Below are 24,857 nucleotides of genomic sequence, written 5' to 3'. Positions count from 1 at the left end.
CCGGCCCTTTTTCGAGCGAGACGCTCACTACTGGTCGAGACCCCAGAGCGTGCGGAAGCCGGCAACATAGGCGTCGCCATAGCCGGTGTCGAACTGCGCCGGCGTGCCTGCATCCGCGACGTTGTCCTTGTCGAAGATGTAGAACGGCACGTTCAGCGCCGTGGGGCTTTCCATGCCGCAGGCATCGCGCAGATGGCCGTCGACCGTGGCGTAGGCGATCCAGTCGAGGCTTTCGCCGATGTTCATGTCGACGAGGCCCTGGGCGATGAAGTCGAGGACGAAGGGCGTTCCGTTGAAGGTCGCGACCTTCACCTGCCCGACCTTGCCGGTGAGGCGCGTTGCGGGAACGACGAACTGCGACATCGAATCATAGATCGGGATGATGACGTTGATGTCGGGATTGGCCTGCAAGGCCGCCTGCACGGCGGGCTGGATCTTGGTCGCCCACTCGGTCACGCCGACGTTGATCTCCTGGACGATCCGGCAATCCGGGCAGTTGGCGGCGAGCATCTCGTCGATGCCGGCCGTCAGCGGAATGGTCGGCGGCACCTCGCGCGAGACGATGGTGAGGATGTTGGCCTTGCCGTCGGTGTTGGCGATCGCCCAGTTGGCGAGGATCTTGCCGACTTCGTTGAAGCCGATGGTGAGCGACGAGGACACGTCGGGGTGCTGGTCGAAGGACGGATCGTAGAAGTGCGAGGTCATGACCTTCACGCCGGCTTCCTTGGCGGCCCTGACCTGGGGCGCGACCGTGCCGGGGTCGATGCCCGAGATCAGGTCGATGATGTCGAAGCCGTCGCGGATGGCGAATTCGAAGCCCTGCACCCACTGGCTGGGCTGGCCCTGGTTCTCCCATTCGACCACCTCGAGGCCGAGCTCGTCGCCGACCTTCTTCATGCGGTCGATGATGCCCTTGAGGAAGGGATTGGCGCTGGAGTTCGGGATCGACAGCATCTTCTTGCCGGCCGCGCAGGCCTTGGCGTCGAAGGGCTCGCCCGGGGCGGTGAAGGCCGGCTTGGCGAGATAGGGTTCGAGGAACTTCCGGGCGTTCTCGACGCCGGAAGCGTCCTGGGCGGAGGCAGCCCCGGCGCCCAGAGCGACGGAGGCCATCAGTACGAGCGGATAGAGGCGTCTCAGCATGTTCTACTCCCGTTGAAGACGACGCGGCTCCCGTTCCCGTCGGCGCCGGTCATTTTTAGTGAATACGCATTCAAATGTTGCGCATCGCCCGATCCGAGTCAATCATGATCCGAATGCCCGGCGATTGAATTGGCGGAGAATTCGGATTATCCGATCGATGGGGCGACCGGCGCCGGAGCGACGTGATCATGGGACTGTTGAAGATGGGCCACGGATGAGCGAAGTGGCCGACTTTCCGCCGTCCGGCTCCGATCCGGCAATGGCGAGACGCATCCAGTCGCGGGTGACGTCCTTCGACGTGGCGGCGCTGGCCGGGGTTTCGCAGTCCGCCGTCTCGCGCGCCTTCACCCCCGGTTCCAGCATCGCCGAGGCGAAGCGGCAGCGGATCCTCGAGGCGGCGCGCCGGCTGAACTACGTGCCGAACTCGATCGCCAGCAGCCTGACGACCAAGCGCACCAACATCGTGGCGGTCATTCTGGGCAACCTGGCCAATCCGTTCTACGTGGAGGTGCTGCGGACCTTCATCGCGCGGCTGCAGGCCCAGGGTCGCCAGATCCTGACCTTCACCGTGGACAACGGCGCCGACAGCGACGAGGCCATTCTGCGCGTGCTGCGCTATCAGGTCGACGGCGTCATCCTGACGTCGGCGCAGCTGTCGACCCGCATGACCAGCATCTGCCACGACCGCGGCATCCCGATCGTGCTGTTCAACCGCTACATTCCCGGCAGCGACGCGTCGGGCGTGCGCTGCGACAACACCGGCGGCGGACGGCTGATGGCCGAGGCCTTCCTGGCCGCCGGCGCGCGCAGCTTCGCCATGATCAAGGGCGATCCCAAGGGCACCACCAGCCAGGACCGCGTCCGCGGCTTCACCGAGCGCCTGATCGAGGCGGGGATCGCGCGCGCCGACATTGGCGAAATCGAAGGCCAATCGACCTATGACGGCGCATTCAATGCCGTGCTCGGCGCCTATCGCCGCAAACCGGAGCGCCTGCCGGACGCCATTTTCGGCATCAACGACATCATGGCGATGGGCGCAATGGACGCGTTGCGCCAGCGCATGGGGCTGAAAATTCCCGACGACGTGATGATCGGCGGCTTCGACGACATTCCCGAAAGCCGGCGCCATCCCTACCAGCTCACCACCGTGCGCCAGCCGGTGGGCCTGATGGTGGACGAGGCGCTGTCGATCCTGCATCTCGACGAACCGGCCCAGCCGATCGAAATGGGGATCGACCGGCAGGTGCCCGGCCGCCTGATCTGGCGCAGCACGATCCCGACGCCCACGGCCTCGAGCGAGGACTGACGCAGGACGGGCGATCCGCCAGTGTCGCCCTCCCCCGCCAGGCGGGGGAGGATCGATGGCGTGGCGCTATTCGGCCGCCTGCGGAACATAGCCGAAGCTGAACGGCTCGGGCGCGCCGCGCTCTTCGCGCATGCCGGCGCGGCGCTTTTCGGTGGCCGCAACGTCGGGCTGGTTGTCGGCGGTCAGCACGACGCCGTATTTGTCCGCCGCCTCGCCGGCCGAAACGAGATCATAGCGCACGTCGCGCGCGACATGCTCGGCCGGACGGTCGAGCGGATCGCCCCAGCCGCCCGATCCGGCGGTGCGAAACAGGATTTTGTCGCCCGCGTTCACGGCGAGATTGTCGATCTTGGAGGGGATGCGCGTCGGTTCGGTCTCGCCCTTCCGCACCAGCCATTTCGACGAGGTGCCGCCATAGTGCCCGCCATTGATGCCCCAGGGCGGAACGACCTCGCGGTCGTCGTGGATGGACACCTTGCCGGTTTCGAGCACGCGGTAGATCTTCTCGATGCCGGCGCCGCCGCGGTGCAGGCCCGCGCCGCCCGAATCGCGGATCGGCCGATAGCCCTCGACCAGAACCGGGTAATAGTTCTCGATGTACTCGATCGGCGTCGCCGAAAAGAGCGGCCACCAGGCATGGCCGTCGAGACCGTCGCCGCGCGGACGGCCCGGCACGCCGCCGAAGAGCAGTTCCATCAGCTGGAAATACTTCCCGTCCTTGTCGTGCCCGGTGAAGATGAAGTGCGGGCTGGTGCCGTAGCCCGCCGCCATCGACAGATGCGGCGCGCGCTGGCCGAGCGCGCCGGCCTGGCAGTCGAAGAAGCGGGTATGCGTGTTGAGACGGTTGGAGAGTGCCGCCGGGAACTTCGGGTTGAGCAGGCTGCCTTCGGGCAGCACGACCTCGAACAGGTCGTAGAAGCCCTCGTTGAAGAGCACCGACGGATCGAAGGCCATGATCATGTAGACGCCGAAGAAGAGCTTGCAGAGCCCTTCATGGATGTGGAAGTTGATCGGGCCGGGCGCCTGCGGATCGGTTCCCGTCCAGTCGAAGACGGCGATGTCGCCGCGCCGGTAGATCGACAGCGTCATCTTGAAGGGACCGTTGCCCAGACCGTCGTCGTCGACGTAGTCGGTGAAGGTGACGGGTTCCTCGGAGATGTACTTGTCGATCAGCACCTTCATCGCCTCGCGGGTGCGGTCGAGCAGCATGTCGCAGGCGGTGGTGTAGGTGTCGCGGCCGAAGCGGTCGCAGAGCTCGCGGACACGGACGGAGGCGGTCCGGCATCCGGCGATCAGCGCCATCAGGTCGGCGCGGTTCATGTCGGGCGTACGGCTGTTGTTCAGCATGATGTCGAGCACGCCCTTGTTGAGCACGCCCTTGTCGTAGATGCGCACCGGCGGCACGCGCAGGCCTTCCTCCCAGATGGTGTGGGCGTCGGCCGGCATGGAGCCGGGCACCTTGCCGCCGACGTCGACCATGTGGCCAAAGATCGACGAGAAGCCGACGAGCACGTTCTCGTGGAAGATCGGCATCATCACGCACCAGTCGTTGTTGTGCGAGATGGAGCCCTTGCAGGCATAGGGATCGTTCCAGACGAAGACGTCGCCCTCGTTGATGTCGCCCTCGAACTGCTCGACGATGGCCGGGATGTAGGAGCCGAACTGGCCGACGATCATGCGGCCGCGGGCGTCGCAGATCATCGGAAACTCGTCATGCTGCTCGCGGATGACCGGCGAGAGCGAGATGCGCACCACGACGCCGTCCATCTCGAAACGGGCGTTCTTCAGGGCGTTCTCGATGATGTCGAGGGTGATGGGATCGACTTTGGTCGCCATGATTTCAATTCCCCTTCGAAACGGGCCAGATCAGCAGGTTGCCGTGGACGTCGACCTCGGCATAGTGCCGCGGCAGGAGCACGGTCGTGGTGTCGTACTGGCGGATGATCGCCGGTCCCTCGACGCGCGCGCCGACGGACAGCTTGTTGCGGTCGATATGCGGGATGTCGCTCCAGGCGCCATCGAAATAGGCCGGGTGCGTCTCCATCACCGCGTCCTTCGGATCGGCATTGGCGACGACCGGCGGATGCTCGTCCACCGGCGGCGTGGCCCCCGTGGCGACCACGCGCAGCGCCACGAGTTCGACCGGCACGTGGAAGCGCACGCCGTAGAGCCGCTCGTGCACGGTGTGGAACGTGTCGAGCACGCCGTCGAGCGCGCCGCCGCCGTCGACCAGGTCGGCCGGGACGTCGACGCTGACCTCGAAGCCCTGCTGCTCGTAGCGCAGGTCGAGCGAATAGCTGATGCCGCGATCGGCCGCCTCCACCTCCTGCTCGTCGAGCCAGGCGACCGCCTTCGCGCGCAGCTCCTTGAAGCGCGACCACACGGCGCCGGCGTCGATGCCCCTGGTCGAGCGGATGAAGGTCTGCACGAACTCGTTCTTGAACTCGGCCTCGAGGAAGCCGAGCGCCGACAGCACGCCCGGATTGGCCGGCACGACGACGGGGTAGCAGCCCAGGAGCTCGGCCAGCGCATTGGCATGCAGCGGACCGGCGCCGCCGAAGGCGACCATGCCGAAATCGCGCGGATCGAGCCCGCGCTGCACGGTGATGACGCGCAGCGCGCCGAGCATGACCTCGTTGGCGATGTCGAGAATGCCTTTGGCGGCGTCCTCGACCGACAGGCCGATCGCCTCGCCGATCTTCGACACGGCCTTGCGCGCGCCCTCGACGTCGAGGGTCATGTCGCCGCCCAGCAGGACCGGCGGCAGGTAGCCGAGCACGACGTTGGCGTCGCTGACCGCCGGCTCGGTGCCGCCGCGCCCATAGGAGACCGGCCCCGGGCGGGCGCCGGCCGAACGCGGTCCGACGCGCAGCGACTTGGTGAGATCGGAGACTTCGGCGATGGAACCGCCGCCGGCGCCGACGGAGCGGACGTCGAGGGTCGGCACCTTGGCGGGAAAATAGCCCACCTCGGTCGAGCGCGAGATGGTGGGCTCGCCGTCGATGATCACCGACACGTCGGTGGAGGTGCCGCCCATGTCGAAGGCGAGAAGTTTGCTCAGCCCGGTGCGGCGCGCGATCATCACCGTCGAGGTGACGCCGCCGGCCGGGCCGGAGAGCACCGTGTGGACCGGCCGGTCCGAAGCGGCCTGCGCGCTCATCAAGCCGCCGTCGGAGCGGACGATGTGCAACTTGGCCGCGACCTTCTCCTGCTCGAGGCGATCCTCGATGCGCGACAGATAGCGCTTCATGATCGGGCGCACGTAGTCGTTCATCACCGTGGTGATGGTGCGGTCATACTCGCGGAACTCCGGCAGGATGTCGGACGAGAGCGAGACTGGGATGTCGGGCCAGCGGCTGGCGACGATGTCGAGCAGGGCGCGCTCGTGCGCCGGGTTTGCATAGGAATGCATGAGCGAGATGGTCAGCGCCTCGATGCCGGAACCGCACAGGTCGTCGATCAGCGCCGTCGCCGTCTCGACGTCGAGTTCGCGCACCACTTCGCCGCGGGCGTTCATGCGCTCGGGAATGCCGCGGGTGTCGGCGAGCGAGGCCAGCGGGTCGGGCTTGTCCATCACGATCCAGCCGAACAGCGGGCCGGGGGTCCAGGACTTGGCCAGGTGCAGCGTGTATTCGAAGCCTTCGGTGACGAGAAGGCCGACGCGGGCACCCTTCCCTTCCAGGACGGCGTTGGTCGCCACGGTGGTGCCATGCAGCACCAGAGCCAGATCGGACGGCGAAATGCCCGCCTTCTCGCAGATCAGCCTGACGCCGGCGGCGACGCCGATCGATTGGTCCTCGGGCGTGGACGGTGTCTTGGCCTGCCAGGTTCGCTGCGTGGTCTCGTCGTGCAGCAAAAGGTCCGTGAAGGTCCCCCCAACGTCGACTCCCAGTCTCATGCAACTCCCTTTCCGTTCGAAACCGATGCCTTGCGAGACATCTCTTGAATGCGTATTCATCGCAGCATAGATTGGCATTGACGACATTCGCAAGGGGGAAGGAAATCGAATCCGCGGGCCGCGCCTGCGGCATTCCGCACCCCGCCACCGACAGGACACCAGCGGCACATGACCGGACGAACGCTCTACGACAAGGTGTGGGACAGCCACGCGGTGAAGACCTACGACGACGGCTCGACGCTGCTCTACGTCGACCGGCACCTGGTGCAGGAGGTCTCCAGTCCGCAGGCCTTCGACGGGCTGAAGGAGATGGGCCGGCGGCTGCGCCGTCCGGACGCGCATGTGGCGGTGGCCGACCATGCCGTGCCGACGCGCCTGCGCAACCAGCCGTTGCCGGACGGCCTGGCGGCGCGGCAGGTCTCGCGCCTGGTCGACAATGCCAAGGCGTTCGGCGTGCCCTACATCCCGATGAACGACCGCCGGCACGGAATCGTGCACGTGATCGGACCGGAGCTGGGCTTCACCCTGCCGGGCGCCACGCTGGTCTGCGGCGACAGCCACACCTGCACGCACGGCGCCTTCGGGGCGATCGCGTTCGGCATCGGCGCCAGCGAATGCGAGACGGTGTTCGCCACGCAGACCATCCGCCAGACCAAGCAGAAGCGCATGCGCGTCTGGCTGTCCGGCGCGCCCGGCCCCGGCGTCACCGTCAAGGACATCATCCTGGCGCTGATCGCGAAAATTGGCACCGGCGGCGGCTTCGGCCACGCCATCGAATATGCCGGGCCGGCCATCGCCGCGCTGTCGATGGAATCGCGCATGACGCTCTGCAACATGTCGATCGAGGCCGGCAGCCGGGTGGGCATGGTCGCACCCGACGAGACGACCTTCGCCTATGTGAAGGGCCGCCCGCTGGCGCCTGCCGGCGCGATGTGGGACCGCGCCGTGGCGGAATGGCGGTCGCTGGCCAGCGACGCCGACGCCGTTTTCGACACGGAGGTCGAGCTCGACGTGGCGGCGATCGCGCCGCACGTCTCGTGGGGCACGACCCCGGAAGAGACGCTGCCGGTGACGGGCGCCGTGCCGGACCCGGCCGCCGAGACGGACCCGGCCCGGCGGACCCGCCTGCAGAAGAGCCTCGACTACATGGGGCTGACGCCCGGCATGCCGCTTCGCGACATCGCCATCGACAAGGTGTTCATCGGCTCCTGCACCAATGGCCGGATCGAGGACCTGCGCCGCGCCGCCAGCGTGCTGTCGGGCCGCCACGTCGCGCCGACCGTGCACGCCATCGTCGTGCCGGGCTCGGCCGGCGTGCGCCTCCAGGCGGAGGCGGAAGGTCTCGACCGCGTCTTCCGCGACGCCGGCTTCGAGTGGCGCGCCTCGGGCTGCTCGATGTGCGTGGCGATGAACGACGACCGGCTGGAAGCGGGCGAGCGCTGCGCCTCCACCTCCAACCGCAATTTCGAGGGGCGGCAGGGCAAGGGCGGCCGCACCCATCTCATGAGCCCGGAAATGGCGGCGGCGGCGGCCGTGGCCGGCCGCCTAGCCGACGTTCGCGACCTGGGGAATTGACCATGGAAAAGTTCACCACGCTCACCAGCGTCGCCGCGCCCCTGCCCGAGACGCATCTCGACACGGACGTGATCTTTCCGGCGCGCTTCCTGCTTCTGCCCGACAAGAAGGGCCTGGGCGAGCAGCTGTTCAACGAACGGCGCGTCAACCGCGACGGCGACGGGCCGCGCTTCGTGCTCGACACGCCGCCCTGGAACGAAGCGCGCATCCTCGTCACCGGCCGCGCCTTCGGCACCGGCTCGAGCCGCGAGCAGGCGGTGTGGGCGCTGGCCGATTTCGGCTTTCGCTGCGTGATCGCGCCGAGCTTCGGCGAGATCTTCTTTTCCAACTGCTTCAAGAACGGCGTGCTGCCGATCGTGCTCGGCGAGGCGGAGCATGCCGACGTGATGGCCAAGGCCGAACAGGCGCTGCCGCTGACGATCGACCTCGAGGCGCAGGAAATCCGGTTTTCGGACGGCCGCGCGATCGCCTTCGACATCGACCCGCACCGCAAGCGGACGCTGATCGAGGGGCTGGACGAGATCGGCCTGATCCTGGCCGACGACCAGGCCGACATCGCGGCCTTCGAGGCCCGGCAGCGCGAGCAGAACCCGTGGCTGCACCTGACGCGCGAGCAGCTGACGTTCTTCGACGATGTGGGCGAGGAGTTGCGCTGACGGGGATCGGACTCCGTTCCTAGGAATGGCCGAGCATGCGGCTAGCCCCTACCCTCTCGCTTCAATGCTGTTCGACTTGGCGAAATGAGATCTGACCAATCGCCACATCGAGAACCAGAACAGCAAGTAGGCCAGTCCCGGAACGAGTGAGATCCCGGTTTCCAGAAGCGACGGATATGGCCAGTCTCCGTCCCATATTTGCAGAGCGACGATCGACGCCCACGCCGTCGCGGAGAATAGTCCCGCCCCGAAAATCCCTGCTTCCGTCCATTTCCGATTCGCCAGAAGTCCAGTGCCAAGGAGCAGGAGCAGGACCGAAGCAGGAAGCCAGGTTTCGGCCGGAGACCCACGGCTTACCCACCAGTTGCCGATGGCTACCGCGAAAAATGGAGCGGAAAGAAGGACGATTTTCATGAGATCACCGTCAGCGTGAGGGACGTCGCACCGACAGATGCCGGAATCCCGTACAAACTGGAATGCAGAACCCGTTGCGTCAAATGGCTTCGTATTGACCTGGTGCTTTGGCACCCCCCGGCAGGAATGGACGCCGCGGCAGCTAGGGCCAGTGATCCGGTTTACGAGAGCCTGACCAACCGCGTCGGTCGCGCCGGTCGTGGGCGATATTTGGGTCTTTATGGGTCGTTTTATGGGCCTTCGTTCGTAAATCTTGCCTTTTTGGATATTTATGGGTACATATTCGGGTGTGTCCGTTGTCACCGATACCCTGGAGATCACCCCGGAAATTCTCGCCCTCGTCGCCGAAATCGACGAGTTCAAGGGCGCATGGCGGGCGCTGGGAACACTCGCACCCGAACGCTTGTCGGCGCTGCGCCGCGTCGCCACCATCGAGAGCATCGGGTCGTCGACGCGCATCGAAGGAAGCAGGCTGACCGACGCGGACGTCGAGCGTCTGCTCTCCAATCTCGACGTCAAGACATTCGGCTCTCGCGACGAGCAGGAGGTGGCTGGCTACGCACAGGTCATGGAAATGGTCTTCGCACTTTTCGATGCCATCGACCTCACCGAGAACCACATCACCCAGCTTCACCGTGACCTGCTTGCCTTCAGCAGCAAGGATGAACGGCACCGTGGCGCGTACAAGACACTGCCCAACAACGTCAGCGCGTTCGATGCCGACGGCAAGGAGATCGCGGTCGTATTCGAAACCGCCACGCCGTTCGATACGCCGCGAAAAATGCAGGAACTCGTCGCCTGGACGCGAAGCGCCTTGAGCGAAGCAAGCCTCCACCCGCTTCTGGTCGCCGCGATTTTCGCGGTGGTGTTCCTTGAAATTCATCCCTTCCAGGATGGCAATGGCAGGCTCTCGCGTATTCTTACCACGCTGCTCCTGCTTCGCGCCGGCTATGCCTACGTCCCGTACTCATCACTCGAAAGCGTGATCGAGAACAGCAAGGAGGGTTATTATCTCGCTCTTCGTCAAACGCAGAGGACGATCCGCGGCGCGAAGCCCAACTGGCAACCCTGGATCGTCTACTTCCTGCGTGCGCTCCAGAGCCAAAAGCGCCGACTCGAGAAGAAGATCGAGACAGAGAGAATCATCGCAGGCACGCTGCCGGAACTCTCGCTCCGGATCATCGAAACGGCCAAGGAGCGCGGCCGGATAACAAACGGCGACATCGTCAATCTGACCGGCGCGAACCGCAACACCGTCAAAAAGCACCTCGCCAGACTGGTCGATGCAGGGCACCTGACGCAGCACGGAACCGGGAAAGGCACATGGTATCGCGTCTCGACGGGCGACGAATGGGCCAGATGATGAGTATCGGGCTTATCTGCCTGCAAACCTTATACTGACGTGATTTCTGGTGCGCTTCCTCGGGAGGATGTCGAACCGGTTTTTGAATGTTTGGCCGAATGGGAGAGCATTTTAAGGGATACGTCCCTTTCGCGGCCAAAGTCGCCTTCGCTCTGAAGGTGCGCCGCGATGTCCGCCAGCGCCACCTTCAATCAATCCGCCTCGAAGGCGGATTATCGCCAGTCGTCCCGTAAACGGGCCGCGCCTTTTAGCATCCGTCTGTCCCCGGACGAACGCGCCCGCTTAGCTATGGAGGCTGCGGGCGCTCCCCTCGGCGCTTACATCAAAGCGAAAATACTCGGCGACGGACCCGCCAGCATGCCAATCCGCATGCGGCGCACCGGTCTTGCCATCGAGGACCGAAAGGCGCTCTCCCAGGCGCTGGGCCTTCTCGGCAAGTCGCGCCTCGCGAACAATCTCAATCAACTCGCCCGCCTCGCGAATACGGGATCGCTCCCGCTAACGCCGGAAGTCGAAGAAGAGCTTCTGGCCGCGTTTCGCGAGGTCCGCGAAATCCGCGATCTGCTCATGACCGCGCTCGGTCTTAAACCGGAGCGCGCGCCATGATCATCAAAGCCTCACAACGCGGCGGCGGACAGAATCTCGCGGTCCATCTCATGCGCACCGACGAGAATGAGCATGTCGAGCTGCATGAACTGCGCGGCTTCACGTCCGACAACTTGAAAGGCGCGTTCAAGGAATCCGAAGCGATCAGTCTCGGGACGAAGTGCCGCCAATTTCTGTTCTCTGTCAGCTTCAGCCCGCCGGAAGGCGAGCATGTTCCGGTCGATGCATTCGAGCGCGCCATCGACAAGGCGGAAGAGAAGCTCGGACTGGAAGGGCAGCCCCGCGCCATCGTCTTCCATGAAAAGGAAGGACGAAGACACGCGCATTGCGTCTGGTCGCGCATCGATCCCGAAACGATGACCGCGCGGCAAATGTCGTTCTTCAAGACGAAGCTGACGGGCCTGTCGCGCGAACTCTACCTCGAACACGGCTGGAAAATGCCGCGCGGGCTAATTGCGTCCGGCGATCGCGACGTCACCAACTTCACGCTTGCCGAATGGCAGCAGGCGAAGCGCCTCCAGCAGGACCCGCGCTGGATCAAGCAGATAATCGGGGATTGTTGGGCGCGTTCCGATAGCAAGGCCGCGTTCGAACGAGGCCTTGGCGAGCATGCGCTGGCGCTCTCGCGCGGCGATCGGCGCGGTTTCGTCGTGGTGGATCATGCGGGCGAGGTTCATTCGCTCTCCCGCTGCCTCGGCCTCAAGGCGAAGGAGCTTTCCGCGCGGCTTGGCGATCCGGCGACGCTTGGCAGCGTCGATGGCGCGAAGCAATCCATCGCGAAGCGGCTGGCACCCTCGATGCAGCGGCACATCCACGACGCGAATGTTTCCTTCCAGAAGCACAAGGCGAAACTCGATCTCGCGCGCGCCGACCTGGTGCAGCGCCAGCGCGACGAGCGGCTGCAACTGGCTGCGCGTCAGAAACGGGAATTCGAGAGCGAGACGCGGGAGCGCGCGGCGCGTCTTCCGACCGGCCTTCGTGGCTTCTGGCACAAGATCACGGGCAAGTATCAGGAAGTGAGGCGCCAGAACGAGGCGGAAGCCGAACGCTCTCGCAATCGGCAGGCTGGCGAACGTCAATCGCTGGTCGAACGCCAGATGGATCAGCGGCGCGCCCTGCAAACCCAGATCAAGGAACTGCGAAGCAATCAGGCGACGAAGCTCCGCGAGCTTCGCCGCGAAGTCGGACGCTTCCTGACCTTCACCCGCACTCACGCCCGCAATGTGGAAAGCAAGCGGACGCTGAGCGCGCCTCTGAAACTGCAAAGATAGTTTGAAAGGAGAATTCCTATGTCCTCGAACAACGATCAGAATTCTGGTGCAGTCGTAGGGCTCGCCTTCATCGGAGCCGGTTTAATGTTCCTGGCTATCGCGGTCTATGCGGTGGTGTGCTTCATTGCCGCTGTATTCACGCTGCTCAGCCTGATTGCGTGGTTTCGTCCGCTCAAAATATTCGGGGGCGTCATATACCCCTCAGAGGCGCGCCTCTTCGTCATGAGCGGTCTATTCGGTGCGTTCATGGTTCCCATGTTCGCGGTTTTCTGTGGGCTTATGTTCGAATTTGTTATCCCGGATGAGTGGTGGTTCTACCTTGTGACGGGCGGCTATTCTTTCGTTTCCATGCTCGTGGCGGTGCATCACGACCAACCCCAAACGAACGCAGAGCCGGAGGCCGTGACATACACTCCGCCGCCGCCGCCATCACTGCCCAAGCCGGTGACGAGAGAATTCAATTATGCGACGTGGGACGACGAAGCGCCGGAAGTGGAGAACGACAAGTGTTCCGGATGTGCCTGGAGGCCCGATCCCTCAAAGCCGGTATATCATCGATGAACGTCCGGACCCTCGTCGAAATCTACCAGTTCTTCTGGATGCTGGAATCGAACGCCCAACAGCGCCTCGCGTGGGAGGATGCGGCGCAAGCGCGCATCGCCCGCGCGCGGGCCGATCAAATGGCAACCGCGCAAATGCGGGCGATGCTGGCTGCGAACCCTAGCGGATCGCTCGGGCACTCGAAGCTGAACGATCCGAAAAGCCTCGAAGAATCGGGGCTTCTGTGAACCGTCCCTTGAAGCGCGGAATTGAGCTCGGCTTCGTCGATGGCCGTCCTCTTATCTATGAGGGGACGGAGCCCGTCGCCATCGACGCGCAAGCCGGAAAAGGAAAGTTCACCCGCTTCCTCGGCGTCAATCTGGTGTCACCACGAACCGCGCATCTCTCGAAGATCATCACCGACCCGAAGGACGCGGAGCTTGCCTGGGCGTCCTGGAAGACGCTGGAGCGGGAGGGCTACACCGTTCGCTTCATCAATGCCGGTCGCCTCTACGGCTATCCGTCAGAGTGCTACAATATCAATTCCCGCCTGCTCGAAATCGCGTCCCGTCCAGAACTGCGGTCGCTCGTCTGGGAAGCGGCCTATGATGCCGCGAGCTATCTGGTCCCGGTCGATCCGAATCCGAGTCACAAATGGATCGGCCAGGGCGTGCGAACCGCTTTCGCGCACTACTACCGGACCACGGCGCTCTATCCGGACCCGCGCTGGCCCTGCACGGTCGGCGGCCTGTGGGACTTCTTCGGGCGGGACTCATCCGAAATCTCGGACGATCTTCTGGTCTGGGCCAGCGACAACCGGATGCAGGAAGAATCCGGCATGAGCCGGATGATCGCGAGCCTGACGGCTTCCACGGATCAATGGAACGCGTATTCCTCCACCATCACGGAACGGCTGCAAGGCTTTCAGCCTGGATCGGCGGGGCGAGAGATCACGGATCGGAACACATTCGATCCTGCCGATATGAAGCATGAACGCACCGCGCTTTTCATCATCGGGTCGGCGCGCAGCGATTCCAGCCGCACCTTCGTCGGTGCGATGACGGCGGCGATCATCGAGCGCTTCGCCGACGCGCACGGTCCGCTTCGTGCGCTGGTCGTCGGGGAAGAATGGGGGCAGCTCTACGTCTCGAACTTCTTCGAAATCCTCACCCTATTTCGTGAGGGCGGGATCAATTTCCTCGGCGTGTTCCAGAACGCCGCAGCGCAGATCGAAAACCGGTATGGGCGTGAAACGGCGCGCATCTGGAAGAAGGCCGTCGCGCACACGCTCTATCGCGGCTTGCCTGACAACGAGACGCTCCGGGAAATCGAGCATCGATCGGGCAAGACCTCGGTCATGGTGCGCGGCTTCAACGTGAACCAGAACCAGGTGAACGGGTCGGGCGACAATCTATCCGAACAATCGCGCCCGCTTCTCCAGGTCGAGGACATTCGCGCGGCGACGGGCGGTGAACAGGCATTGCTTGAATCCCGCGATCACGGGTTCTTCGTGGTGGATGTTCCGAATTTTTGGGAGAGGCCAGAAATGAGCGGCTACTTGCGCGATGTGCGTGAGAAGCCCGACAAATATGTGTGGCTGACAAAAAGACCCGTGCCTTCTGCGCTTTTAGACAGGGTTAAGTTCACCTGAACCCTTGCCCTTCGGTGAGAATGGGATGGCGGTGACAAGGATCAGCGCGGCGGGCGCACAAGCGAAGCGCGGAGCGTCGGGAACCGCGCCGTTGCAAAGCCCCTTTCTACGCAAGCGATGTCAATTGCGTGCACTATGTTGGGCGCGAGCGAATGCAAAAACGGGAAGGGAAGCGGTAACAGCCAATCGGTTCGGGTTCAGGAACGAGGGCGGCCACGCTTTCTTGAGTTCCGCCGGGCCAGCTTGCCCAAGAAGTGAATTCGCAATCTAAAGAGGAGATGTGTGATCCGGCTGCCTGTTGGCGGGATTGCTCCCGCCTCGGCAAAACGCACCAGGTCTCGTCTGAATTCCTGCCATTGCCCTTTGCTCTTTAAGAACTGAACCCCTTCCTGCTTTGCATGATGCTCGGCCCATTTGGAGAGCTGGGCATCATCGATATGGGATTCCAAATGTCCTTTCGGATTCCTCAGCAGGTCAGCCATCGGGAGAATATCGTCAGGGGATGTTCGGTTTTCATGTTCCCGGCGTAAATGCCAAACCAGCATGTCCGCTGCTTGAAGCGGCGGCAGCAGTTTGTCGTTCTCAAAGGCAGGCGTGCCACTGATAAGATTTCGGGCGCTGCGCGGGATGTTTCGCTTCATCTGGTGGAACAATAGGGACATGTCTGCGCTTACGCCGTCTTGTTCGTCAAAAAAATATTCGATTCGAGTCTTGGCTTTGGTTTCTGCGACGTAGCGCGCAACGCCGGAAATTACGCTAAAGCAGCAGGTGAAGTGCGGACTTCCCAAACCGCGAGGCGAGACGGGTGTAAGAACACGAAGATGTTCGCCGCGATTGATCGTGAACTGGAAGGACAGCGGCTCGAAATGGTTGATGACGCGCGCAAAACCTTTCAGCTTCTGATCGCGGGCCTCCTTTGTCCATCCTCTGAACTCACCGCGCAGGTTGTTCGCCTCCACCATTCGTAGGTACGCGATCGAGGGCTGCGCCTGTAGCTCCTCGCGCCATGCCTCGGAAAAGAGCTCCCATTTATCGGCTCGGTTGAGATAGCCGGCCATGAAGAGCCGCTTGTCTCCCTTGTCACTGGCTGAGTCGTCGCAGAACGCCTGAAGGAGGACAGGACTTCGTCTTCCCCACATATCTACGCAGCTCTCTTTAGAAGGTCTATGCCGATGACCGTGATCTCATCTACGCCCGGAAATTCCTGCGCAATTTCTTCCCAACGATTCTGGAGTGCTGCAATCAGTCCTTCAAAGTTGACCCGGTTGGCTCCACCCGGAACATCCCAGCCAGCCTTTTCGCCCGTGCGCACCAGAACGAAAATGCCGCGTGCCGACCTGTTGTCACGCAGATAGTCGCCGCAAAGCTGGTTCTCCAACCGCTCGAAAAGTTCGGGGCCAGTCCATTTGTCGGCCAGCTTCAATTCGGCCGGCACGGGCGCATCAAATCCCATCATCCCGTGGAATCTGATGTCAGGTTTCTTGGCATCTGCAAACTCCTCCTCTTGCGGGACGGAATAGCGAGCGTACGCCTTTTCACGAAGCTCACGCCCGATGTATTTCCGCATATCGGATTCAAGCGTCGCACCTGCTTTGAGTATTGCCGCGATGCTGCTGTCCCCCTTCTCAAGGTCATCTTTCAAATCGAGGAACCGCATCACCGCCAGCTCCGCCAGTTCTCGGTGGTTGGCCGGAGTTCGTTCCAGCTTGTCATGGAAGTCGCGGACCTGTGCAGGCATCCACGGGGCGATGTCCGAGTCCTGCTCGGCCTTCACCTTTGCCAAGTGGGCGAACCATGGACGGGATTCCACCTCCGGGTGTGATTGCGATATTTCTTGCAGGGCCAGGAAGGCTTCCTTTCCGGGAATCTTGTTCAGCAGATCAAATAGCCCGTTCCTTGAGTCCTGAGCATTGTCACGCAACCCTGGTGAATAGACGCCCTTGCCGGCGCGATCGATGTCCTCGCTTCGCCGGATATGACCATGCATCAGCAGGTAGAGAGTCTTCAAATGTCGGGGTGTTTGATATCTGGCCCTAGTGCTGGCTGCGCTTCTGCGGCCGCCCCATAGGTTTGTCACAAAGCTCATCGCGAATTCTGTTCGCGCCTCGCCCTGCGGCAATTCTTCAAAAAAGGCTGCAAGGTCGGGAATTGCGGCTTCAGGATCAACGCCTACCCATACGGCGTACCAGTGGGCTACATGCTGCGGGGTGTGTACCGACCGGACTTTCTGCGCCGCTAGCGCGGCTATTTCCTCGTCGGACAGTGCCGATCCCTGCAAAATCTTGAGGAGCTTGCCCAACGTGGCTGCGTTCGCAGGCTCGGATTCATTCATTAGTTTAGCGATGTGCGGGCCGAGGGTGGCCCAGCTCCATTCACCGGACCAGCTAACGTCACTTAGGACGTAATGGTCCTCCTTTTCCGGTGTCGCTCTTGATATGTCGAAGCGAATTTCCTGAAGAAGGAAATCAGTGACGATGCTCATATGCGCCTCGAAGAGCTTGGGAAACCAGGTTGGGAAACCGTTCAATTCGAACGAGGCATATCGGCAGGCGAGTTCGATGTCTGCTTCGCTGAGGCTTTGCGCCCAATTTGGCGTCTCCTGCGCTTCGATTTCGAGTCCGGCCAAGCCCAGAATTACCGACGTTGGTGTCGAGTTTTCTGGTGCGCCTTCCGAACGAATAGTCGGTCTCTCACGCCGCCAATAAGCAACAATTCCGTCTCGGAACGCTTGCGCGATATCCTTGCCGAACTCGGCTTCCAAGTTTCTCCAGTTGCCATGGGTCCACCGACCAGAGCGATCACTGTCACGGCGCATCCGGTCGTGGAGGTAGTTTAGGCCGTTGAAGACATAGCCAGGTTTCGACAAACTGGGGTCCCGCAATTTGTCGAGATTTTCGCTCAGATATTTTTTTGAGTCAGCTAAGTTCTTCTGCTCTTTTCGCTTTCTTTCCTCCGAGCGTCTCTTCCCCTGCGCTTCCTGGCGTTTCCATGCGCGGGCGTTCTTTTCCTGTGCTGGCGGATTGAGGAGTTTGTTCAGTTCATCCGACAACTCCGTGTTGCCGGAGACAAGTCGCTTGAGCGTTTCGCGCCACAAACGCGGCCGGTCGTTTGTGATGTAGAGTCTAAAAGCCAACGACAGCGCGACGAGCTTGTCGTCCTGAAAGGACTGAGCCGTAATTTGCTCGGACGTGTAGTCGAAATCCTCTGCGCCAAAGCGCCATAGCGGCTCCATTACGGAGACCGACCAGAAATCGGTCAGGCGTGTTTTACCTTTATCGTTGCTCCGCTGTCTCGCGAGTGCAATCTCGTACCAAAACAGCGCTCTGTTCAACTCGGGCCACGCGGGCACGAGCGTAGAAAATTTCGTTTTCACATCGTTGAGTTCGCTATCGAGATAGTGACGTCCCATTCCGAACTTGTCGAGGACGGCCAGCACGGCGGGTTGTAGCGACGCTGAGTGACGGGCCTCGATGAGACGCTCGGCCGCCTGGGATGCGGGCGTCATCAGCCAAGTAAATTTCTGCGATATCTCGCAAAAACGTCTCTCGATCACTGGGGGTGTGTTGAGAAATTGGTCAAAGCCGATAAGCAACTCGGGCAGTTGATCGAGGCCGGCGGCGTGAACGAAGGTGCTCACAGCGTCGGAAAGGTGATCGACGCTGTACCGCTCTTTCTCTTTCGTTTTGCCCAGACACCCGAGCAGCCACCTGATCGTGTCCTGTGTCGGAGCAGTTTCTTTCGTCAATTCGGCAAGCCAGTCGCGATCCAGTTCTGCCGCTTCTGCGAGAAAACTGTTGCGGATCTCTTCGTGATCCTGCTCGGACCCAACTGCCCAAACTGCTCTAAACGCGGTAATGCGTGTGTACTGTGAGGCGGAAGGTGAAAGCCCGATCTGCTTTGCCTCGGACAATACACCGGAGAGTTGGCCCAGCCAGACCATTCGGAGTAGAAAAGCTTTCAGTTCGTCATCGGTCGCATACTTGGCCAGAAGGCCACGCACATCGTCCGTCAGATCGGGATTGGAGAAGCGTTGTACAGCCGCATAGTCGGTCATCGAGCGGCCTGATGTTCCGCTCGCCAGTTGTTCGCAGACTTCATGTAGAATGAGCCTTCGGGTTTCCAATGGTAGCTGACTCGGATCGCCCCCTTCAAAGACCACCTCAGGGGCGACTTTTCGTACCCTCTCTCTGATTTTGGGATCGAGGATAGCGAGCCAGGGCAAGATCGGGCGAAGCGTGGGTACGATGATTTCCAGCCCGTACTGATTGGTGAAGAAGAGGGCTTCTATTTTTCGGCGCGAGGTTTCCCGGCTAAGCAGATCAGCGAACCATTCGGCCGCGAGGTACTCGCGGACGGACCGATGATGGAAGCGCACAGTTCCATAGATTGCTTCGTCGAATATGGGGCGGGACAGCAGCGTCGAGCGCTCTCTGTCGTCCCAATCAGGAAGCACGTCGTGGAGAGCAATGCCTTTCGAATTTTCGGCTCCATCTGGAACTCGGATAGTCGAGTCCTGGGCCAAGGTGGTGGCTGCAGCTATCAGCCTTGCTCCCTGCAGAGCTCTCTGAGGCGCTAGGGGGTATACGTCGACGCGCTCTTGATCTCTCTCCTGGAGGCGCCTGGAGATGCTGTTGCGCATGATTTCCAGGCGGCTTCCGATGCGGCCCTGATCAAGCCAGAACTCCGTGAGCTCCATCAAATCCTGTGGTCTTGACGTGAAGGACCATGCATCAGCGCGCTCTATGGCCTCGATGAAGGCTTTGGTGTCCATGATGCCGCGGGCATTTGCAAATGCCTCGATCTGAGAGCGAGAAAGGTCATCCAACGTGACGATCTTGAAAACGGACTGGGACTTTTCTGCCGGTCCATCCGAAGTCTCAACAGCGTCCTCAATCGTATCGGCGGTATCGGAGTCCTCGTCATTCTTAGCTCTCTTCGTGGCAGGCGTGAAAGGCAGATGAGTGATGCAAAGCGCAAGGTCGGTCTTGGGGCGCCACGCATTGGTTCGTCCCGTGACAACGATGTGCGTGCGATCCTTGGCTGTGGCGATCCGTCTTCCCAGCTTCTTGATTGCAAGCGCGAAGTCTCCCGGATTGCGCAAACGAGCCTCGTCGACAGAATCCAGAAGAAGCCAGCCCTCATCATTCGATGCTAGCCAGGACTCGAACTCCACAAACGTCCCGACCTCAAATCCGTCCTCAAAATCATTAGGCACATGTTCCAGACGAATGAAAAATGCTGACTTTCTCTGGGCTCGTAGAGCGAGGGCAATACTACGAATTTCAGCAGTTTTTCCCGAACCGGCTTCGGATAGGATTATGACCCGGTACCGCTCAATTAAGTCCGACCAAGAAAGCCGCTCACCAACATGAAATGCATGACTTAGGTCGAGCTCATCATCCTCGTTGGCGTACTTGGAAAGCTCGTGAAATGTACGGTTCAGCTCTATAAATTGGTATTCTGAGTCGCTTTCGGTCATCTGATTCCAGTTGGGGTATAGGGTGATCCATGACTACCACGAGCAACGGAACAAGAGAAGAACAAACAACGGGCGACGTGATTGAAGCAAGATTTTTCTGACGGGCCGTACTTTGCTCGACGCAAACGCGCCGTGGATGCTCTGGCGCGCTTGTAAAGCAAAATGATCATACGCTCAGATTCCATCCTTGTTTGTATCGTATATATTTCACACATCGTGAGTTAGAAATAAATTCTGGAACACCTTATGGACGTTGGTACTTTCAAGGCTCTATGTAGAGCTGAAATATTCGGTAAATGGAGCGACGCTACAGTGTTGAAGGGTACGGCGTGGGATTGAAGATGGTGAGAAACCCCATATTCGTCGATACACGTGGCGTTGGTATCCTTGGCGGGGCGAGCGGACTACGACCCCTCTAAGCCACCTCAAACCGATCATTCTGCGAAAACAGATCGATCTCGACCGATAGCTTCCGCACCCGCGACACAGGTACGCGGCGGCGGCCTTCGGACTGCATTTCGATTAATCCGAACGCCTCCAGCTTTCCAAGTGTGCGCAAGAGATTGGGCTCGGCACGCTTGGACAAACGGGCAAGGTCAGCGACGGATTGTGGACGCTCGTCACGGATGATCCGCAACAGGTCGCGGTTCTCCGGGGTTAGCAGTCGGAGAAGTACCTCCGCCGATTCAAAGCTTGCCTTTCCGGCGTCGGCGGGCGCTGGCTTCTCGCCGCGTGCCACGGCCTTCATTTCTGCCCGTAGGTCCTTATGGCCCTGGATTTTGTACTCGCTCATGATGTCTTCCTTTCCGTCGTCGCAATGACGACCAGTTCAATTCCGTGATGTGTGAGCACGCGCTCAACCTCGTCGAAAAAATCATCGACCAACTGCTCGGCACTCACGAAGCGATATGGCCTCCCAAGGTCGCTCTCGGTCCGATGCCAGTGGTCCGCCGTCTCCGGCTTCTTCTTGTATCGTCCGCCCACAGGGGCGACCGGATGGGCATTGTCGAAGCCAATCAGCCGCGTCCCTTCCGGGCCGTGCAACGTAAACGAATAGCGCAGGCCGTGGGGACGTTCTGGGGTCGGATCGATCCGCTTGATTTCGAACTTCACAAAGTACCCATCGGGGTAGTGATGTTCGCGGCCATCAAAGGCCAACAGGTATTCAAGCGTGTATTCCGATCCGGCTTCCGTCATATCATATCCTCACATGATATGATAGCGATGTCAAGAAAATTGGGCTTTGGGTCCCTGACCCCTGCCCAACCGGCGAGGTTCGGGGGCAGAGCTGCAAGGGAGGAAGCGGCGGGCGCAGGCAAAGCCGAGCCTCGGGAGCCCGCGACCCTTGCAGCGGCGTTGGGGCAGAAGCCCCAGCCAGCGCATCCAATCGGCACGGTTGGTCAGGGCTCCAAGGGGCTGGAACGCTCCTGGTCGTCTCCATGCACGAAAGCATGGTGGGGCTCCAAGGGCGACAAGCGCCCATGGTTGCGCTCCATCGGCAATCACGATGGTCGTGGGTCCAGCGGCGAAAGCGTTGGTCTGGGTGGGTATCGGGAGGGGCAGGAACGCCCCTTCCTGATCGCGATGAAACGGCGGACGTTTCAATGGTGTGATGAGGCTCGATGCCGATGATCACGCCAGCGCCTGGGGGATGCAACGGGGGCGCGCAGCGGCCCCCTTGCCAAGATTGCGGGTACTACCCCGCACATCTTGCGATCAGCGATTTTTGCCCTGACATTACCTTCGGCTGGTTGCCATCTCAAAAGGGTCTGGTTGCCGAACCCTCACGACGGTATGATATGGCCCTGATCGGAGAGACAAGCGTTGAAACCCCCAAAAGACCCTATGAACCGCTCGGGTCCGCATAGAACGGGCGGCAACAGTCCAAACCAATTGCCTCCAATGGAAATGCGCAGAGCGGTACGCCAAGGCGAGGACCCCGAGGGCAAGAAACTACGCTCTGCGAGGGGCCGCTCCGGCTCAGGGCCAAAAAAAGTTCGAAGGGTCCTATGGCCGAACGAGAAACCCGCCCCCTCAGAACCGAACATATCGAACCCAAAGGGCGAGAAATTAAGAAGATTATATGCTGGAATTCCGCTTGAGGAAACGATAGAAGAAATACTTAAAGCAAAAGAAGAATTGCGCGAATCAAAAAATAATAATCATGAGCAAGAGTTGGGAATTCCACTAGAAAAATACTCTCCGAAAGGGCGAAAGTTGCGAAAAGCATTCGAAAGGCCGCGCCCCGATCTTCCGTCGAGCGCTCCCGTGAACCGCACGCGAAAGCAGGTCGCCGTAACGCTTCCTCCGGACCTAATCGAAGAGGTGACGGCGAAATGCCAGGAGCTGGATGTTGATCGTACATCCTTTATCGAGGCGGCTATTCGAATGGCTCTAAAGCCGTCATAGCCAGAACGTATATACGCTCTTGACATAACTCGACCAGTTGCCCATCATATGTGTAATGGGCGCGCAACATTGTTGCAAACTTGATCTTATACGGGATTAAGTTCCTAATAAAACTTGTATGTTCGCTTTTTGTTCCATATCCTCCAAGTATCTCGCGCCCGAAGCGAAGTAGAAAGGAGGCCGAAAGTGCAGAACAATACAACGGATAGATTTACGGTCCTCCCTCGTGCGGATGTTGATATTCTGCGTGGACCGGAACATGTCTTCGCTAAATATCGCCGTCATCCCGATCATCTTGACCTGTCTGACGCACAAAAGGCGGAACTCGTGTTCGCGCTTTGGCAGATCACGGGCAGTTTCGTGGATCGCGCTTTCGGCGACGACGCGGCGCAGCTCTGCCGTAAGAATGGGGATGAAAATCAGCTTTCTGATGAAGGCGGACTCCTGCCTGTGATATCCTCCGTGGATCACAACCAATCAGGAGACAGAACCCTGACGTCCGCGTTCAAAAGGCGCGCTGGCAGGGAACGCCGGAAAGAGAAGCGCTGAATCATGAACCCCGCGAAACGACAAAAATCCTTGATCTATTGCCGCGTGTCCGGCGCGAAGCAGGTGCGCGAAGGTGATGGACTGCGCAGCCAGGAAGCGCGCTGCCGGGAGTATGCGGAGTTCAAGGGTTACGTCGTCGATCAGGTATTCTCCGAAGACGTGTCGGGCGGAAGCACCTCGCGGCCAGCCTTCACGTCGATGATCAAGCATCTCAAGAAGCTTCGCTCCGAAGGCTGCATCGTCATCATCGATGATATCAGCCGCTTCGCGCGCGACATTCGCGGCCATTGGGATTTGCGCGATATTCTTCGCGAAGCCGGTGGCAAGCTCGAAAGCCCCTCGATTGAGTTCGGCGAAGATTCCGACTCCATCCTGGTCGAGAATTTGCTCGCCTCGGTTTCTCAGCATCAGCGCCAGAAGAACGCGGAGCAGACGAAGAACCGCATGCGCGCCCGCGCCATGGGCGGCTATTGGGTGACGAAGGCTCCGATGGGCTACCGCTTCGAGCGTGTAACCGGTCACGGTAAGCTTCTGATGCGCGATGAGCCGCTGGCGTCAATCGTCGCCGAAGCGATGAATGGCTACGCGACCGGACGCTTCGAAACCTTGACCGAAGTGAAGCGGTTCCTCGAAAGCCAGCCCGCCTATCCGCGCAACAGCAACAACGAAGTCCATTTCGAACGTGTCGCCGAAATGTTCGACCGTTCCGTATATGCGGGGCACATTACCTATGAGGATTGGGGCCTGCGTCTCATCCCCGGCAAGCACGAGCCTTTGATCAGCCTCGCCACCTGGCAGGCGATCCAGGAACGCCGCTACGGTGTTCCCAAGGTGCCAGCGCGAAAAGATTTGACGGACGATTTCCCGCTAAGGGGCTTTGTCACCTGTGCGTGCTGCAACGAGCCTTTGACCGCCTGTTGGTCGAAAGGGCGTAGCGCGCGCTATCCTTACTATCTGTGCGACACGCGCGGCTGTCCGGAATCTCGCAAGTCGGTGCGGAAAGAAAAGATCGAAGGCGAGTTTGAAATTCTCCTGGCCGCGCTGAAGCCGACGGAAGGCTTGTTCCATCTCGCTTTCGAAATGTTCCGCGATCAGTGGGATTCGAAGTTGGCGAGCGCGCGCACGCAAGGCGCGTCGCTGGCCAAAGAGATCAAGGAAGTCGAGCGGAAAGTCGGACAGCTTTTGGATCGCATCGTCGACGCGTCGAGCGATTCCGTGATCCGTGCCTACGAGAAGCGCATCAAGGAACTGGAAATGCAAAAGGCGCTGATGCAGGAGAAAATCTCCCGCGCGGGCGTTCCGCGAAAAAGCTTCGGCGAAACTTATCGAACCGCGTTCGATTTCCTCGCAAACCCTTGTAAACTTTGGCATTCACCACGTATCGAAGATCGCCGTGCGGTGCTCAAACTAGTGTTCGCAGACAAACTTCCCTATGCTCGCGGCGAGGGCTATCGAACCGCGCAAATATCAATGCCGTTCAAGATGTTGGGACACATGGGAACCATGGCAAAGTTTGATGGTGCCCCCGGCAGGAATCGAACCCGCGACCTTCGGTTTACAAAACCGCTGCTCTACCAGCTGAGCTACAAGGGCATCGGCGTTCCGTTAGCATAATTGGCGCGGCAGTAAAGGGGTGACGTCCGCTCGATCGCCTTCGGCGGTTCACCCGGCAGCGCCCCCTCCACCACGCTTCGCGTGGTCCCCCTCCCCCGCTTCGCAGGGGAGGATCAGGAGGCGGCGACGGACGGGACGAGGGAGAGCGGGGCCGCCTGGGGGGCCGACCCGCCCTGGATCGGCTGCATCGACGGCGAGGCATGGATCCCGCATACGACCTTCCCCGCTTCGCTCGAACGTCGTTGCGGGATGACGAAGCGGAGGGGGTCGCGGCTCGCGATGCTGAGGGGGTAGCGCGTCGCCGCGCGTGGCTTGCTGCCGGGGTGGAGTTGCCCCTATTTGACCGGACAGTCGGCTATTGAGTTTGTGCCCGGATGAACTCCCGA

The 24,857-nt window shown here is 61.0% G+C and carries 17 protein-coding genes, 1 tRNA gene and 1 pseudogene; 10 read left to right on the top strand and 9 right to left on the bottom strand.

Going from position 1 to position 24,857, the window contains the following annotated elements; all coding sequences use genetic code 11:
• Positions 1-27 precede the first annotated feature (27 nt).
• Positions 28-1,140 (bottom strand): sugar ABC transporter substrate-binding protein, encoded by a 1,113-nt coding sequence (locus EJC49_RS06370; RefSeq protein ID WP_210211760.1) that lies wholly within the window; start codon positions 1,138-1,140, stop codon positions 28-30.
• A gap of 214 nt (positions 1,141-1,354) precedes the next feature.
• Between EJC49_RS06370 and EJC49_RS06365 the strand changes: the two genes are divergently transcribed.
• A complete protein-coding gene (locus EJC49_RS06365) occupies positions 1,355-2,446 on the top strand; it encodes a LacI family DNA-binding transcriptional regulator (protein ID WP_210211759.1) in 1,092 nt (363 codons plus the stop codon).
• Positions 2,447-2,512: 66 nt separating this feature from the next.
• Here the strand turns inward: EJC49_RS06365 and EJC49_RS06360 are convergent, their stop codons facing one another.
• Both EJC49_RS06360 and EJC49_RS06355 read right to left on the bottom strand, forming a co-directional pair.
• Positions 2,513-4,282, bottom strand: a complete 1,770-nt coding sequence (locus EJC49_RS06360) for a hydantoinase B/oxoprolinase family protein (protein ID WP_126698626.1) — start codon at positions 4,280-4,282, stop codon at positions 2,513-2,515.
• Positions 4,283-4,286: 4 nt separating this feature from the next.
• Positions 4,287-6,344, bottom strand: a complete 2,058-nt coding sequence (locus EJC49_RS06355; protein WP_126698625.1) for a hydantoinase/oxoprolinase family protein — start codon at positions 6,342-6,344, stop codon at positions 4,287-4,289.
• A gap of 168 nt (positions 6,345-6,512) precedes the next feature.
• Here EJC49_RS06355 and leuC point away from each other — a divergent pair, with 168 nt between their 5' ends.
• The 8 genes from leuC (at position 6,513) to EJC49_RS06315 (ending at position 14,420) form a co-directional block, all read left to right on the top strand.
• On the top strand, positions 6,513-7,919 hold the full coding sequence (leuC, locus tag EJC49_RS06350) for a 3-isopropylmalate dehydratase large subunit (RefSeq protein ID WP_126698624.1): 1,407 nt from the start codon (positions 6,513-6,515) through the stop codon (positions 7,917-7,919).
• A gap of 2 nt (positions 7,920-7,921) precedes the next feature.
• A complete protein-coding gene (gene leuD / locus EJC49_RS06345; protein ID WP_126698623.1) occupies positions 7,922-8,575 on the top strand; it encodes a 3-isopropylmalate dehydratase small subunit in 654 nt (217 codons plus the stop codon).
• Between the two features lie 703 nt (positions 8,576-9,278).
• Positions 9,279-10,352 carry a Fic family protein gene (locus tag EJC49_RS06340; protein ID WP_245453296.1) on the top strand — a complete coding sequence of 358 codons (1,074 nt, stop codon included), beginning with the start codon at positions 9,279-9,281 and terminating at the stop codon, positions 10,350-10,352.
• 168 nt (positions 10,353-10,520) lie between these two features.
• Positions 10,521-10,958: a plasmid mobilization relaxosome protein MobC gene (gene mobC, locus EJC49_RS06335; protein WP_126698622.1), complete on the top strand. Its 438-nt coding sequence runs from the start codon at positions 10,521-10,523 to the stop codon at positions 10,956-10,958.
• The gene (locus tag EJC49_RS06330) at positions 10,955-12,229 is read left to right on the top strand and encodes a relaxase/mobilization nuclease domain-containing protein (RefSeq protein ID WP_126698621.1); all 1,275 of its coding nucleotides are present in this window, start codon (positions 10,955-10,957) and stop codon (positions 12,227-12,229) included. Before mobC ends, EJC49_RS06330 begins: the two co-directional genes overlap by 4 nt.
• A gap of 18 nt (positions 12,230-12,247) precedes the next feature.
• Complete coding sequence (locus tag EJC49_RS06325; protein WP_126698620.1) at positions 12,248-12,790, top strand: hypothetical protein; 543 nt, start codon at positions 12,248-12,250, stop codon at positions 12,788-12,790.
• Positions 12,787-13,017, top strand: a complete 231-nt coding sequence (locus EJC49_RS06320) for a hypothetical protein (RefSeq protein ID WP_126698619.1) — start codon at positions 12,787-12,789, stop codon at positions 13,015-13,017. Before EJC49_RS06325 ends, EJC49_RS06320 begins: the two co-directional genes overlap by 4 nt.
• Entirely contained in the window at positions 13,014-14,420 is a 1,407-nt protein-coding gene (locus EJC49_RS06315) for a type IV secretory system conjugative DNA transfer family protein (protein WP_245453295.1), read from the top strand. Before EJC49_RS06320 ends, EJC49_RS06315 begins: the two co-directional genes overlap by 4 nt.
• Before the next feature lie 197 nt (positions 14,421-14,617).
• On the opposite strand, the gene EJC49_RS06310 is transcribed toward EJC49_RS06315, so the two are convergent.
• The 4 genes from EJC49_RS06310 to EJC49_RS06295 form a co-directional block, all read right to left on the bottom strand.
• Positions 14,618-15,559 carry a DUF3800 domain-containing protein gene (locus tag EJC49_RS06310; RefSeq protein WP_126698617.1) on the bottom strand — a complete coding sequence of 314 codons (942 nt, stop codon included), beginning with the start codon at positions 15,557-15,559 and terminating at the stop codon, positions 14,618-14,620.
• Positions 15,560-15,561: 2 nt separating this feature from the next.
• Positions 15,562-19,899, bottom strand: a complete 4,338-nt coding sequence (locus EJC49_RS06305; RefSeq protein ID WP_126698616.1) for an NACHT domain-containing protein — start codon at positions 19,897-19,899, stop codon at positions 15,562-15,564.
• 415 nt (positions 19,900-20,314) lie between these two features.
• Positions 20,315-20,692: an HVO_A0114 family putative DNA-binding protein gene (locus EJC49_RS06300; protein WP_126698615.1), complete on the bottom strand. Its 378-nt coding sequence runs from the start codon at positions 20,690-20,692 to the stop codon at positions 20,315-20,317.
• On the bottom strand, positions 20,689-21,096 hold the full coding sequence (locus EJC49_RS06295; RefSeq protein WP_126698614.1) for a toxin-antitoxin system TumE family protein: 408 nt from the start codon (positions 21,094-21,096) through the stop codon (positions 20,689-20,691). Before EJC49_RS06295 ends, EJC49_RS06300 begins: the two co-directional genes overlap by 4 nt.
• Positions 21,097-22,860: 1,764 nt before the next feature.
• Between EJC49_RS06295 and EJC49_RS26260 the strand changes: the two are divergent.
• Positions 22,861-23,817: pseudogene (locus EJC49_RS26260) on the top strand (recombinase family protein); the annotation flags it as partial.
• Here the strand turns inward: EJC49_RS26260 and EJC49_RS25945 are convergent.
• Positions 23,725-24,228, bottom strand: a complete 504-nt coding sequence (locus EJC49_RS25945; RefSeq protein ID WP_210211758.1) for a hypothetical protein — start codon at positions 24,226-24,228, stop codon at positions 23,725-23,727. The pseudogene EJC49_RS26260 and the gene EJC49_RS25945 overlap by 93 nt on opposite strands.
• Before the next feature lie 146 nt (positions 24,229-24,374).
• Positions 24,375-24,450 (bottom strand) — tRNA-Thr (locus EJC49_RS06275).
• Positions 24,451-24,857 lie beyond the last annotated feature (407 nt).

It is taken from the genome of Aquibium carbonis, assembly GCF_003970795.1.
Lineage (GTDB): Bacteria > Pseudomonadota > Alphaproteobacteria > Rhizobiales > Rhizobiaceae > Aquibium > Aquibium carbonis.
This window is presented reverse-complemented; position numbering and strand designations above follow the sequence as displayed.